The following is a 14,523-nucleotide window of genomic DNA, read 5'->3' as shown; positions in this document are numbered from 1 at the left end:
ATGTGGTGGGGCTGGTGAGGTATGAGAATGTCCCCAGCACCATTGCAACTGTTGTCTCCTCAAAGCTTGCGACCCTCATCGAGCTGGATACCGTTTACGGCACAGAGGATTTATGGCGGCTGCTGGAAATCAACACCGTGGAAAACTACAACCAGATGGTTATTAACCGCTCTCAGGAGAATCCGTAATGCCAAACATCATAGATTCCCTGATTGTAACGCTGGGGCTTGATTCGAGTGGATTCAAAAAAGGCCAGGAAGATGTCAAAAAGGGCCTGAAAGATACCCGCAGTAACGCCGACCAGACAGCAAAAGAAATGGAGGCCGCAGGTAAAAGAGCGGCGTCTTTCTTTGGCTCCATCCGGACTGAGCTGCTGGCTCTGGTTGGCGTTACGCTCTCTGCGCAGGGCATCAAGACCTTCATCACCGGCATGACCAGCAATCTTCAGCAACTTGCGGTGAGCTCTAAATCGCTGGATATGTCATCCAAATCACTGGATGGGTGGCAGCGCGCAGCAGAGGCTGCAGGTTCTAGTGCGCAGAAGATTACCGGCACGCTGGGTTCATTCCAGGACACGCTGACCAAAATCAGAACCGGAGGAGCGCAGGATGATCCCCTGTTCGGTGCCCTTGCAAGTTTTGGCGCGGCCACTGGGGCAAACTTCGATTATCAGAACGATAACTCTGAAGCGATCATGCGCAAGATTTCGCAGAACTGGGGAAAACTCAACAAAGACGCTCAACGCAGATTTGGCAGCATGTTCGGATTTGATAATGCCACCCAGCAGGCAATGAGTAGTGGCGATCTTGTCCAGGATGCTGACCGGTTCACGAAGATGTCCCACGCTACTGAGGATGCGACGCGCAAGGCGCAGGAGTTTAACCGCCGCCTGGCAGAGATGAAGCAAAATTTCTCTGCCGCCTCACAGGTGTTGTATGAATCGCTCATCCCCTATGTAGAGAAGCTGATACCCCTGATCGAAAAGTTTGGTAACTGGATTGCTACTCACGGACCAGAAATACAGAAGTTCTTTTCTGATACGTCAAAAGAAATAAGTGATGCAGTGGATGCGGTAGGCGGATGGGAAAACGCTCTTTCCATCCTTCTGGTGTTCGTCGGCGGTAAGTGGCTAACTGGCATGCTCGGGGCGTTTGGCGGCGTAAAAGGTGCGCTTATTGGCCTCTCACGACTCAGCCTTATAGCTGGCCTTGTTGAGCTGCAGAAGTACGCTGAACAGCTTGAAAAGAAATACTCATGGCTCGTTAACAATCCTGTCGCCAATACGCTTAATAGCGGCATGGGTGCGGATACGGTAAGCGAGTGGGGCAAGAAGCTACACGATTGGGTGTATGACAAGACCGGAGTCGAGCTTCCTCGCGGCGACGGTTACAAATCAGCACCGCGCGGAATCCGTAACAATAACCCCGGAAACCTCAACTTTGCGGGCCAGTCTGGCGCCACTAAAGAAGGCGGCGGAAATGGTCGCTTTGCTGTTTTTGGCTCCATGCAGGAAGGGATTGCTGCGCTCTATAAGCAGCTTCAGCTCTATTTCAAGCGCGGCGTAAACACCCTGTCAGAAATCGTCAACAAGTACGCTCCGGCTGCTGACGATAATAATGTCGTCGCGTATATCAGCGCTCTGTCTGCTGCTACCGGAAAGGGCGCGAATGAAGCGCTTGATCCGAATGATACCGGTACGATATCCCGCCTGATGAAAGGCATCGTGGACCATGAGAACGGCAAGGGCTACATCAGTTCATCCGATATCATGGGCGGCGTCCGACTCGGTGCCGGCGTTACCTCAATGAACGGACCGGCGTCATCCGGCGGTTCTGGCGGTTCTGGCGCACAGATTCACATCGGCGAGGTCAACATGACAACGTCAGCCACCAATGCAAATGCGCTGGGTCAGGACATCATGAGAAACGTGCAGAGGAACCGGCTGGTAACTCCATCACTGTCAGGGCAGGGCTGATATGGCATTTTCGCTTAATGAAACAACGCTGCTCAGTGCGATAAATAGCGGCAATATCTTCTCCATCATTAACAGCACGCTGTCGCCCGGCTATGGAATATACCTGAAGTCGGGGCTGGCGGCCCTGAATCCCACATCTTTCCTTGGCATTGAGTATGGCGCTGATGCTTCGGTAGTGTCGGCTCCGATCGAGCAGGGGTCGTATTCATCCTTCAATAAAGTAAAGCGGCCGCCGGTGATTCGGGTTCTGTTTACGCTTGAGGGATGGACGGGATTTAGTGGCAGCATTCCAAATCTGACCAATTTCAGCCTGACAAGCAGGGCAGACATGCTGGCTGCACTGGATGAGATGGTGGCGACTGCAGATGTTTATGACATCGAGACGCCGGACACGACCTATGAGGATTACGACCTCGTCAGGTACAACTATCGCACATCAGATCGCGATGTCACCCTGCTGACCGTAGAGGCAATATTTCAGGCTGTTTTGCAGTCAGCAGAAGTTACGCTGACCAGCACGACAGCCAACAGCTCAACTACTGCCAATGCAACCAGCAAAGCCGCAAGCACTGTCACAGAGAAAGCAAACTCCACTGCGACCAACTCCACGCTTGATGACGTGAAAGGCGCGCTAACGGGCCTCAAATCGTCTGTATCAAGCGCATCGGCAAAGGTTGCAACATCTGTCAGCAATGCGGTTAGCAGCACCACATCCGGGGCTACAGGCGCCATTAACGGTGCGGCGACATCGGCAATAAACAACCTGTCCTCTACTATCACTGAACTGGTCTCGGGGCTGTCGTAATGCAGAACATTTCGCTAAAGCCGCTTAAGGCGCAAGAGGTGAGCGTTACGCTGGGCGGGCAGGCGGTAACGCTTCGTATCGTTCAGCGGTCAACGGGCCTGTTTATGGATATTGGCGTGGGTAGCACCTGGATAGCACAGGGTGTGCTTTGCCTGAACTGCAATAAGATTGTCCGGTATCCCTATCTTAAATTTCAGGGTGAGTTGTTCTTCGCGGATACTAAAGGCAGTGAAGACCCGGTCTATGATGAGCTCGGCACCAGGTACAAGCTGTTTTATGCCACGGCAGAAGAGATGGCAGCATGACGTATAAGAAGCGAGAGCTGAAGTTTGAGTTCACCCTGAAAGAAGGTGCGTTTGACGAATCTGGCAACAACATTCTGACGATTGGCGATATAAAGGCCGAGGTAGAGATTGGTGCCTATGGGGGTATCACAGGCACCACGCTGGAGGCGCGCGTATACGGCCTGAGCATTGAGAATATGGCGCTCCTCAGCTACAAGGGCATTCAGTTAAACGGCGCAAAGCAGAATATGATGAAGGTCTGGGCCGATGACAGGCCCGTTTTTTTTGGCTCCATCACAAACTGCTTTGCCGATTTTAACCAGATGCCTGATGCACCATTAATCATCAGTGCCTTCTCGACGGGATTTGACCAGTCGATAGTCGCCGCGCCGTTCTCTCAGCTAGGGGTGGTTAACGTTGCCGATATCATTACGGCGATCGCCGGCAGCATAAATTACACCGTGGTCAATAACGGCGTAACGGCTCAACTGGAAAACCCGTACTTTGATGGCAACCCGATTAGCCAGATTCAACAATGCGCGCATGCCGCTGGTATCGAGATAGATTTCCGTCTGGGCGCGGTATACATCTGGCCTCAGGGTGGCAGTATCGATGACACTATGCCGCTGATATCGCCAGATCATGGACTGATTGGCTACCCCGCTTTCAGTAACTACGGCATTAATTTTCAGTGCCAGTACAGCGAGCTCATCCTGCGCGGTCGAAAAGTACAACTGGAAACATCACTTCCGAACGGGAGCGGTGTTTATACCATTCAGTCAGCAATTCACCATCTGTCCTCATGGGTAGAGGGTGGCCCATGGCTGACAATCGTCTGGGCTTCTATTGGGCAGTTAACAGTGAGGCAGTAATGAATTTATTCACAAACCGCCCGCAGGACACTGCAACAGACTCCAATGCACAGCAGTTTATGATGCAGCAGTTCCTGATGGGGAAAGCCTTCATTACCCTGGCTGTCGTCACTGAAGTAAGCGAGTCTGGCGAAAAAGTCTCAGTCAGGCCCATGGTGCAGGGGTTTACCGGTGGCGGTGATGTCATTCCTAATTCGGTCATCCATGGCGCGCCAGTATGGCGTCTGCAGCGGGGAGTCAGCGCTGTGATTATGCCGCCTGTCGCTGGCGATATTGGCCTGATAGCCATTTGTGATCGAGACATCACCTCAGTCAAAAAGACAAAAGCCGATGCGCTTCCCGGCTCAAACCGCACGCACAGCTATTCCGACGCGGTTTACCTTGGAGGACTGCTCAATGCCGAACCCACTCAGTACGTGAAATTCTCCAATGACGGCATAGACATTGTGTCGCCTCTGGTTGTGAACGTGCAGGCCAGCATCGTCAGCCTGAATGCAGATGACCGGGTTTCCATCAATGCGCCGATCATAGAGGCGAATGGTCAGCTCACTCAAGGGTCTGGCAGCTTTGCTGGCAATGCGACATTCGGCGGCTCTGTCACGGCAGTGGGTGAAGTTACAGGAAATGGCATACCACTCTCTACGCACAAACATGGCGGCGTCGACAGAGGCTCCGGCCAGACAGATACCCCATCAACCTAACCCGCTCCGGCGGGTTTTTTATTGCCCGGAGTTTCCATGCTCACCAAATCATTCCAGCTGATTACATCTGAGTGGGACATCTCACTGGATGACACCGGCAACATTGCGATCACATCAAATCCCTATGCCGTCGCTCAGGACGTAGCGTGCTCCTGCTCTACCTTCCTAGGTGAGGCGTGGTACGACACGACTCTCGGCATCCCTTATTACGAGCGCATTCTCGGCAAATGGCCCGGAACACAGCTGATAAACACCAAAATGGCTACCGAGGCCAAAAAACTCCCTTACGTCCAATCTGCCTTCTGCACAACAACGGTTAGCAATGGCGATCGCACAGCATCCGGCGTCATGACGGTTACGGACACCAACAACACACAGATCAACGTACAATTCTGAGGTAGCCAATGGCTGAAGTCACAGTGAGCACGGCCGTACCTGCCGTAACGCTTTCCGATACCGGCGTGGCTGTACCGGATGAAATAGACATTCTGAATGGCCGACTTACCGATCTTGATACCGCGATGGGCGGAGGTATGAGTACCAGCCTGACAACCCCTCAGGGTCAGATTGCCATGAGCGACACGGCAATCATCGGCGACAAAAACGACAACCTCGCATGGCTGGTCAATCAGGTTAATCCCGACTTTGCTTCAGGACGCATGCAGGACGCAATCGGTCAGATTTACTTTATCGATCGCATCGCTGCCATTGGAACCACGGTTACAGCAACCTGCACGGGCCTTCAGGGAACGTTAATTCCGGCAGGAAGCCTGGCGCAGGACAGCAATGGATACCTTTACGCCTCTCTTTCGGCAGCAACTATTCCCGCTTCTGGCTCGGTGAATGTCGTCTTTCAAAATCAGGCAACAGGCCCGATAGCCTGCCCAATCGGCGCGCTTAATACGATCTACCGGGCAATAATCGGATGGTCTGGCATAACCAACGCGACCGCTGGCGTGCTGGGTAATGAGGTAGAGAGCAGGGCTAACTTTGAGTATCGGCGCAAACAATCTGTTGCCGGCAACTCAAATAACCAGCTTGGCGCAGTGTACGCCAACGTGCTTGCAGTAAGCGGAGTGACTGACGCATACGTGACCCAGAACAATGCCGGGGCAACAGTTGAAAAGGGTTCAACATCATTCCCCATCCCCGCCCACTCGCTGTATGTATGCGTCTACGGTGGGGCGACCGCCGACATAGCAAAAGCAATCTGGCAGAAATTGCCACCTGGACCTCCTATGTCCGGGAATACAAACTATACGGTCGTGGATGATGTTAATTACGTACAGCCATACCCCGAGTATGAAATAACCTGGCAGACGCCGGCAGCGGTAAATGTTTATGTCAAAGTGGAACTGGCAGAAAACAACGCTCTACCGGGAGACATAGCCACCAGAGTAAGAGCCGCCGTCCTTAGTTCATTTAATGGCGAGGACGGCGGCACGAGGGCCCGGATAGGCTCAACCATCTATGCGGGAAGATACTACTCAGGAGTCCAGAACATTGATTCTGATAACGTAGATATTTTCAGCATTACACTAAGCAGAGACGGCACGACATACGGAACGTCACTATCGTTTGGGATAGATGAGGTTCCGACGCTGGATTCAACCAACATCTCGGTGACACTGGCATGATAAACGTAGCGGATACAATCCTTACGCAATATGCCGACAGCCCTAAATTAAAATCCCTTATTTACTCGTTCAATGAAGCCGTAGGAATCGAGAGTTTTATTGATGACTTCTATGACATGATCTGGAATATCCAGACGGCTGGCACGTACGGCCTTGATGTGTGGGGGAAAATAGTGGTTGTCAGCAGACAATTGACGGTGACAGAAAACCAGATTTACTTCGGGTTCAATGAGGCAACATCAGACCCCCCGGTTGTCGATGACCCTCAGCCATTCGATCAGGCCCCCTTTTATTCTGGAGACGTCCTGACGTCAACCGTAACCCTCACCAATGACATTTATCGGAAGCTGATAATGGTGAAGGCGGCCGCAAACATATCTGACTGCACCATCCCAAACCTGAACAAACTTCTTCTCTACATGTTTGGAGATCGCGGTCGCTGCTACGTGAGAAATGATGGCGGAATGGTAATGAGCTACGTCTTTGAGTTCTCACTATCGACGGCTGAGCTTGCCATTGTGCAAAGCTCTGGCGCGCTGCCAGCGCCAGTTGGTGTAACTGTAAATATCGTCCAGCAGGCATAAAATGAATATTTCTGATATCCCATCAAGAATTTTAAAAGCGTTTGGCATTAACGGCATAAGAAATTCTATCCCGACAGATTCTACTGCGGATACATTGAATAACGGGTATGCCTCTTATGACAGTGGCTTCCCCGACATTACCATGCAACCAATCAGCGCCGGCGGAAAGCCACCGCGTGGTGGTGATATGAATGGTGTCCTTAACGAGATCACCGCCATTCTTAAGTGGTATGAGTCCGGGGGTGGCTTTCCATACGACTCGACATTTTCGACGGGAATAGGTGGTTATCCTAAAGGCGCTGTTATACCGAACAGTACGCAATCTGGGTTCTGGCTAAATACAATCGATGCGAATACCACAAACCCTGAAGTTGCATCAGCCACAGCAACCGGTTGGGTTCCTGTCGATAATTACGGTACCACATCGGTATCAATTTCATCATCAAGCGTAACACTTTCAACGCTGAGCGCGGCAAAAGACCGGATAATTCTTTCTGGCAACATTACATCCAATGTTTATCTTTATTTCCCGCCATGGATTAAAAACTGGGAAGTGGAAAATAACTGCACAGGGTCTTTCAGCGTTATCTGCTCTAATGCTGCTTCTGGCGGCAAGACCGTAACATCCACGTCAGGATCTGTTCTGGCAATACATAATGACGGTTCAAATATAACCATCCTTCGGAGCCAGCCCGGTATACAGAGGTTCACTGCCACATCAACGTTTACGGCAACCACTCATACTGTTTGGCTTAGCGGCTGCGGCGGCGGCGGCGGCGGTGGGGGTGGTGGTGGCTCTGGCGGGGCAGGTCAGGTAGGAAGTGGTGGTGGCGGCGGTGGCGCTGGTCAGTCCGTAAATCGATATCCGACACCCGTGGTTCCTGGAAATACTTATACGGTAACCATTGGCAATGCAGGTATTGGTGGGACTGCAAACCCTGGGGGTGGAACGGGAGCGGCCGGTGGAAATGGTGGTAATACTAGCTTTGGTAGCTTGTTAGTGCTGACAGGTGGTCGCGGAGGAGGTAACGGGCTCAATATCGCATCTCCCTCAGCCGGGGCAGCCGGCGGGGTTGGTTATCCAAGCGGGTCGTATGGGCAGGATGCGACATCAGGAAACTCTTCAGGATATGGTGGCGTTGGTGCAAGCGGCCCATTTGGCGGCGGCGGGCCTGCTGGCCGAGGGGGTTCTGGCGCGGGAGTTCCTGGTTATGCCGCATATGGTTACGGAGCCGGTGGTGGAGGGGGTGGTGGTTCATATACTGCCGGGAGCGGGTTTACTGGCGGCGCGGGCGGGGACGGCGCACCTGGTTTCCTGATCGTTGAGTGGTAATAGCCTCACCAATACAACCTAAATCACTCCTGCATTACTTTAAATAGAATAAAACCCGAACACTTCAGAAACTGAATCAGATTTAATTCTGAGGATTTTCTGCGCCTTTTAAACCCGGAGATTAAAATGTCAATTTCTGATACCGCGCAGGCAAAAAAATATTCATCTGTTGCGGAGGTTGCAGCAGCGCAGGCAAAAAAATATGCCCTTGAGCTTGAAACTGCGCCGAACTACGCGGCTGAGGCACAAGCTTCAGCCGAGGCTGCGGCATCTTCATCACAATCTGCGTCTCAGTTTGCATCGAATGCGTCAGCATCAGCCGCCTCATCACAACAGTCCGCCAATAGCGCGGCGACATCAGCACAAGATGCTGCTGCCGCTGCTGGTGACGCAATTAACCAAACAGTGCGAGCTCCTGCTGGGGAGACTCTTACGGAATTGCCTGATGCTGCCTCGCGCAGCAACTCGTTCATTGTGACAGGTAATGACGGTGATGTGAGTATTTTGAGTCGCGACAGTGTTCCCGTGCTTGATGGGGGTGGTAAGTTGCCAGTATCGGTCATCCCATCCATTGCGTTGACAGAGCCTTTTGTCGTTAGTGATGAAGCAGCCATGCTGGCGCTTGATGCCCAGCCTGGTGACATTGCAAAAAGGACCGATCTCGGTTACTCATTTTGTCTTGCGGCGTCTCCTACATCGACACTATCAAATTGGATCCAGCTTACTGATGACGTTTTGTCTCAGTTGGGGCAACCTTCTGGCGCTACCCAGGTCGGCGCAACCAGCCCATCTGGCTCCAGCTCTACTGTGCAGGCTGAATTGAATGTAAAAGCAAAGGCAGGGGCCAACTCTGATATATCTTCTTTATCAGGACTCACTACCCCATTAAGTTCATCCCAGGGAGGTACAGGAAGTTGCGCGCTCATGGAAACATTAAACGATGCTGCATCTTCAAGCATTAACGCGACCGTAAATTATATCATTACTAATGGTTACAGGGCCGCCGGAGATGGTGGTGGAGCAACTTACATACGCGTTACTTCACAGCCATCGCATCCAGGAAAGTTTCAATCTGCAGATGGAGCATGGTGGGAGATTACCGGAACCCTACTTAACCCTAATCAATTTGGCGCAGCCGGAGACGGCGTTACCGATGATGCTGCGGCTGTTGCCGCGTGCGTAGGGGTGGGGCGTAATGTCTGTTTCAGGGGATATTCTTACCTCATGAACACTTACACCATTATCCCTGTTGCCGGGCAGAAATTTTATGGCCCCGGCAAACTGTTAAAAACCAACCTGACCAGCGACGAAGATGTTTCCGCGGTACAGGACGGGCCTAAATTCTTTAAAGTTACTGTGGATGATTTTCTTCTTGATGGCGTAGAAATTAATTATGTTAACGCCTCCAGTAACTCGCGGGTTTACGGGGTTACTACACAAGAATGTACAAGACCTACTATCCAGAACTGCAAATTCACAGGCCAAGTTAGCGCGTGTTTCTGGTGGCGAGGTACGACATGGGCTAAATTCATTAATAACGATTGCCGTGCGTTCGGTGTTTTTGGTATCGCTACCGGCGGAGATAAGGACGGCAACACTAACGGCTTGGTTACAGACTGGATTATTTCTAATAATTTCTTCACCGGTGCCATCTCTGAGGCAATAGACATCAACTGGGACAGCGTTCGGGGTGTAATATCCGATAACGTAATACGAGGAAACAACGTAACAGCTGGTGAAGAAGAAATTGATATTGGAGGGGGGAGCTGTGCAGAGATTACAGTAACCGGAAATATTATTGATGGTGGTGGATTCGCTTCTGCCGGTATTACTATCAAGCTGAATGCCCGGTATATCGTTGTTGCTAACAATGTAATCCGCAATCTGGTGACTACCAATACGGACGGCCACGGCATCCGCCTAAGTTATGGTGCCAACCGTTGCCATATCCTGGGGAATACAATTAACACTGCTTATTCTGGCGTCCGTTTTGACCGCGGTGCGTCCGATAACATCGTCGAAAACAACACGATACTGAGCACCGCATCAAGCGCGGTCACAATGACGACTCTAAATACTACGTATCCTGATTTTTTCAGAAACCACATAATGAATAATACTATTCTGAATTGCGGTAGCTTAGGTGTTCCGGCCGTCTATATCAACATCGGCAGCGACCACCGGGTTTGCGGTAATCATATTCAGGGCTCTATCGATACTGCGGTAACTATCGACGGTGTTGGTTACTGCGACATTTCAGGCAACAAAATTTCTGGGAGCGGAAACCATGGGATTAACACTAACGGTAGTTTTATTAAAATACTGGGAAATACTGTGGCAAATTCGCAAGGGCACGGGGTTATTGTTTCAGGGATTTACAATAATGTGCAAGGAAATCAGTTGATTTCTAATGGTAAAGGTGGTGTAAATGTCTGGGGTATTGTCCTTAACACAGGGGCTGATGGCGCTAATATCACGGGCAACACAGTCAATGACCCGGCAGGCACTAAAACACAAAATGGTTTGCGAGTGAATGGTGCTGCTGATAGGTGTATTTTAGCTTGTAATATTATTTACGGGAATGTAACTAATATCACTGGGGCTGGCAACCTTACAAACTCCGTCTATTTGAATAACATCACTTCCTAAATACTTAAATATTCAGTAGCAAGGTTTATTGTATAGGGTGGCTGGTGTAATTTTAGTACTTCCGCTCATATTGAAGAGCGGAAGTTTCTAATTTAAAACTCATATATCCAGTTGGCTTGGGCTTAACACCCCCTACATTCCAATGGTTCTATCTTTATACTATTTAATTATCTAAACTTGCAGATAATATTCCAAACCCTATAATTCTTCCATCTTTATTTATTCCAATACTCCTTGGCTCTATAGCATCTGGAGTTTCAACGGTAATAACAGAAGACCTTGCCCCATCTTTAGCCCTCCACGAAAGTTGCACGCTGCCGTTTTTATCAGCATGTATCTCTTTCAGTAGGACGCCATTCACTTTAAAAATGAGTCTTTGTACTTTGACCTGTTCAGGAGTGAAAACTCTGTAATGAATTGTCATTTTTACTTCTGGTGACTGTGACTGCACAAGTATGGGGGTTATCTTCCCATCATTCCACTCTCCAATTTTCTTCTCAGAAAGCCAGTTGCTCGAAAATATATATATTCCTTTTTTGACTGGCTCATCTAATAGTTTACATTCTTTGCACGAACTAAGCCCAGGAGCAAGTACATTAAGGCCATCTATTCTATACAGGTTATCACCATTCTTTAATGAGATTTTATCAACAAGATCGTCACGAATTACATATAAAGTTTCATTATCATATTCGCCTAAAGCTAGATCTCCAATCACTTTCCTGTTCATTTCACCCATAGTAATGTCACTAAAGCGTGCAAGGTAAACAGCATCAGTTTGCATATGATTTTTCTCAGCGATGTATGATAGCTGGAGCCAAGGTTTGTTTCTATTCTGGAAAGGCACGTATCTAATATAAGAATACTTTCTGATCTCTTCTGACCAGAATTTATTTAAAAGCGTAAAGCGGGGTGATTCATTTTTATAGAAATAAAAATTACTTTCTTTGTATCCTCGACTGGTATCACATGCCTGCACGGTGGCGGCCAAGGAAATTAAAATTATTGCATGCTTCTTACTACAAGACCTTATTACTCCAACTACGATAAGCACCATAGCACAGTATGTTATGGGCCAGAAAAATCTAGCTGAAGCGCGAACGACAGACATGATGTTAACAATTTTGTAAGGCAATTCAATGGAAAGTTGATGGTTGCCAAATGCTATGTTGTTAGTTGTTGCTATGATGAAAAACACTGGCAGACATAACAAAAAAGTTAAAAATACTGAGTTTAATCTTTCTTGCTTTAGAATCTTGATCATGCCAGAGATTCCTACAACAAGCAAAAGTAAGATTCCCAAACCCCAGAAATTGAATGATTCGAAAGTCGATGACCCAAAAGCTCTTACATTAAATATGTATGACCAATTATTTGAAATCAAAAAGGAAAGAATGTTATTATTATGCCTTCCATATTCCCCAGTTGCTGAAACGTTACCGACAGTAAAATATCCAAGAATATATAGAGTGATGCTTGTCAAAGCAATTATGAATGATGTCTCTATAAAAGTGTCTTTTAAAGAAGATTTCTTTGTAACACATCTTGAGAGAATGTTGGCTCCCCATATCATTGATACCATCATAGCTAGATAGAAATGAACGGAGAATGCCACCATTATCAACAGGCACCATTTTGCAATAAGGTATCTTCCTGATCCGCGTAGCACCATATAAATGGCAGCAAGTATCAAGAAATGACCCATAAGATTTATATGAGCAACCCTGTTAATCCATGCGGGATTAAACATCATCAGCAAGACAGCAAAGAAAATTATTGCCTTACTATCAGTAAACAGAGAAATTATTTTCCATAAAAAGTAGCTTTGTAGAATGCAGCACACCAAAAGCCATATGCCAAAATATTGGAAGGTTTCCGGCAATAAGGGCGAAAACATCTTAAAAAAAATCGCCAGCAGTGGGTTTGAATCAGAGAAAACAATTGAGCTTCCAACATCCATTCCATAACTAGGCGACATGCCTATTACTGGGAAAGACCATGGTGTGTGCCTAAAGAACTGCCATCCTATATAATTCTGAAAACCATCTCCTACGCCAAACCAGGAAATATTTGTAACGTATAGCGGGCTAAATCCAAAAATATACAAGAAGAAAACGACACCAATAACTACAGGTATAAAATTAAAATAACCATTAGTAATCTTACCTTTAGATAAGACATAGGGAGCTTTGAAATTTAAATTATTTTCCATTTTTTAAAATATATCTCGGTCTTTGTTTTGTCTCAATGTAAATTCTGCCGACATATTCACCCAATACACCGACCCCAATTAACTGTACACCTCCCAGGAAAAGAACAGACACAAGGATTGATGGATATCCGGCAACAGGATTACCCCATATTAATTTATCAACTATCATCCATAACCCATAAAGGAAAGACACTGCTGCGACAGTGAATCCAATATATGTCCATACCCTGAGCGGAAATGTCGAGAACGAGGTGATCCCTTCAATAGCCAGATTCCACAGCTTCCACCCGTTGAACTTCGAGGTGCCTGCCACGCGCTCCGCCCTGGTATACTCAACAACCTCAACGCGTCCGCCGACCCAAGACAGAATACCCTTCATGAACAGATTTCTTTCTGGAAGGAGCTTGATGTGGTCTACGGTCTCGCGGGACATCAGGCGGAAGTCGCCAACATTCTCTTCTATTTTCGGGGAGCTGATTTTATTGTGAAGATGATAGAACCACTCAGCTGATTTGCGTTTCAGGTGCCCGTCTGTGCTGCGGTCGGTACGTTTTGCAAGGACCACATCTGCGCCTTCCTGCCAGCGCGCTATCAACTGGAGAATGACCTCTATCGGGTCCTGAAGGTCAACATCAATCGGGATTACGGCGTCACCCGTGGCATGCTCAAGACCTGCGAACAGCGCCGGTTCCTTGCCAAAGTTTCGTGTGAATGACAGCGGTACAATGAGAGAATCAGAGACTGCCAGAGCATTAATAATGCTTTCCGTGCCGTCGCTGCTGCCGTCATTGACGAACACGATCTCCACCTCGTATCCGGTCAGCTTCCGGCGGACAGCCTGATAGAAAATGGGTATTGCGTCCTGTTCATTGAAGACGGGAACCACAAGAGAAATCTTCATGATTTGTCCTTAAAAACAATAAGTTTCGAGTACATGAATCCGCACAAAAGACTTATGAGGGAGAAAACAACCAGCGTCACGATGGGGTTTGCTTTGGTGCGATCTGCATACAGGCCAATAGCTGTAGCCATGCCCCCCATAAAGAAGAGGTAAAGCAGGTAACGAATAGTGGTTGCTTCAGCGTTGAAGGTCCATTTCGCGTTTGCAAAGAAGGAAAAAGTGACGGCACAGCAGAAGGCGGCAAAATTCGACAGAGACTGAGACTGCCCCTGAGTATAGAGAACGGTGAATACTATCCAGTGGATTAGAGTGTTTACCACACCAACAGAAGCGTATCGGGAAAAAATCTTAATCATGTGATTAACCTAATATTTCAGAATGCGCCGGATCTTGTCATTACGTTAAAGCTAAGGCAAGTATTGATAGGACATGTAACAGCATAAAAAAGCCCCTGCGACTGGGGAGCTACAGACCGCGCCAGTCTCAGCATGCTGCGGGATGTGAGATTAGTCACTCCTTACCGCTGCTGCCCAACTAAAATCCCTTTCACAACCGCACCTTTACAAATTT

The 14,523-nt window shown here is 48.6% G+C and carries 14 protein-coding genes; 11 read left to right on the top strand and 3 right to left on the bottom strand.

What is annotated here, in order from left to right; genetic code table 11:
- Positions 1–2 precede the first annotated feature (2 nt).
- From ABIB18_RS13535 to ABIB18_RS13485, 11 genes are all read left to right on the top strand, one after another.
- On the top strand, positions 3–188 hold the full coding sequence (locus tag ABIB18_RS13535; protein ID WP_502922713.1) for a transglycosylase: 186 nt from the start codon (positions 3–5) through the stop codon (positions 186–188).
- Positions 188–1,975, top strand: coding sequence for a hypothetical protein (locus tag ABIB18_RS13530; RefSeq protein ID WP_354474363.1), 1,788 nt, complete (start codon positions 188–190; stop codon positions 1,973–1,975). The genes ABIB18_RS13535 and ABIB18_RS13530 overlap by 1 nt, the downstream gene beginning before the upstream one ends.
- 1 nt (position 1,976) lies before the next feature.
- Positions 1,977–2,780: a hypothetical protein gene (locus ABIB18_RS13525; RefSeq protein WP_354474361.1), complete on the top strand. Its 804-nt coding sequence runs from the start codon at positions 1,977–1,979 to the stop codon at positions 2,778–2,780.
- Complete coding sequence (locus tag ABIB18_RS13520) at positions 2,780–3,085, top strand: phage baseplate plug family protein (RefSeq protein WP_354474359.1); 306 nt, start codon at positions 2,780–2,782, stop codon at positions 3,083–3,085. Before ABIB18_RS13525 ends, ABIB18_RS13520 begins: the two co-directional genes overlap by 1 nt.
- Entirely contained in the window at positions 3,082–3,936 is an 855-nt protein-coding gene (locus ABIB18_RS13515; protein ID WP_354474357.1) for a hypothetical protein, read from the top strand. Before ABIB18_RS13520 ends, ABIB18_RS13515 begins: the two co-directional genes overlap by 4 nt.
- The gene (locus ABIB18_RS13510; protein ID WP_354474355.1) at positions 3,885–4,637 is read left to right on the top strand and encodes a Gp138 family membrane-puncturing spike protein; all 753 of its coding nucleotides are present in this window, start codon (positions 3,885–3,887) and stop codon (positions 4,635–4,637) included. The genes ABIB18_RS13515 and ABIB18_RS13510 overlap by 52 nt, the downstream gene beginning before the upstream one ends.
- 36 nt (positions 4,638–4,673) lie before the next feature.
- Entirely contained in the window at positions 4,674–5,033 is a 360-nt protein-coding gene (locus ABIB18_RS13505) for a contractile injection system sheath initiator (RefSeq protein ID WP_354474353.1), read from the top strand.
- 8 nt (positions 5,034–5,041) lie between these two features.
- Complete coding sequence (locus ABIB18_RS13500; RefSeq protein ID WP_354474351.1) at positions 5,042–6,274, top strand: baseplate J/gp47 family protein; 1,233 nt, start codon at positions 5,042–5,044, stop codon at positions 6,272–6,274.
- Positions 6,271–6,858 (top strand): DUF2612 domain-containing protein, encoded by a 588-nt coding sequence (locus tag ABIB18_RS13495; RefSeq protein WP_354474349.1) that lies wholly within the window; start codon positions 6,271–6,273, stop codon positions 6,856–6,858. The genes ABIB18_RS13500 and ABIB18_RS13495 overlap by 4 nt, the downstream gene beginning before the upstream one ends.
- A gap of 1 nt (position 6,859) precedes the next feature.
- Positions 6,860–8,191, top strand: coding sequence for a hypothetical protein (locus ABIB18_RS13490; RefSeq protein ID WP_354474347.1), 1,332 nt, complete (start codon positions 6,860–6,862; stop codon positions 8,189–8,191).
- A gap of 126 nt (positions 8,192–8,317) precedes the next feature.
- On the top strand, positions 8,318–10,840 hold the full coding sequence (locus ABIB18_RS13485) for a right-handed parallel beta-helix repeat-containing protein (protein WP_354474345.1): 2,523 nt from the start codon (positions 8,318–8,320) through the stop codon (positions 10,838–10,840).
- 163 nt (positions 10,841–11,003) lie between these two features.
- Here ABIB18_RS13485 and ABIB18_RS13480 read toward each other — a convergent pair whose 3' ends face one another.
- Genes ABIB18_RS13480 through ABIB18_RS13470 form a run of 3 tightly spaced genes read right to left on the bottom strand, consistent with a single transcriptional unit; the run spans position 11,004 to position 14,309 of the window.
- A complete protein-coding gene (locus ABIB18_RS13480) occupies positions 11,004–13,052 on the bottom strand; it encodes a DUF6311 domain-containing protein (protein ID WP_354474343.1) in 2,049 nt (682 codons plus the stop codon).
- Entirely contained in the window at positions 13,042–13,953 is a 912-nt protein-coding gene (locus ABIB18_RS13475) for a glycosyltransferase family 2 protein (protein ID WP_354474341.1), read from the bottom strand. Before ABIB18_RS13475 ends, ABIB18_RS13480 begins: the two co-directional genes overlap by 11 nt.
- On the bottom strand, positions 13,950–14,309 hold the full coding sequence (locus ABIB18_RS13470; RefSeq protein WP_354474339.1) for a GtrA family protein: 360 nt from the start codon (positions 14,307–14,309) through the stop codon (positions 13,950–13,952). The genes ABIB18_RS13475 and ABIB18_RS13470 overlap by 4 nt, the downstream gene beginning before the upstream one ends.
- Positions 14,310–14,523 lie beyond the last annotated feature (214 nt).

This window comes from Pantoea sp. UYEF8 (assembly GCF_040546285.1).
Classification (GTDB): domain Bacteria; phylum Pseudomonadota; class Gammaproteobacteria; order Enterobacterales; family Enterobacteriaceae; genus Pantoea; species Pantoea brenneri.
The sequence above is the reverse complement of the archived record's forward strand: the minus strand, read 5'-3'. Positions and strand labels throughout refer to the sequence as shown.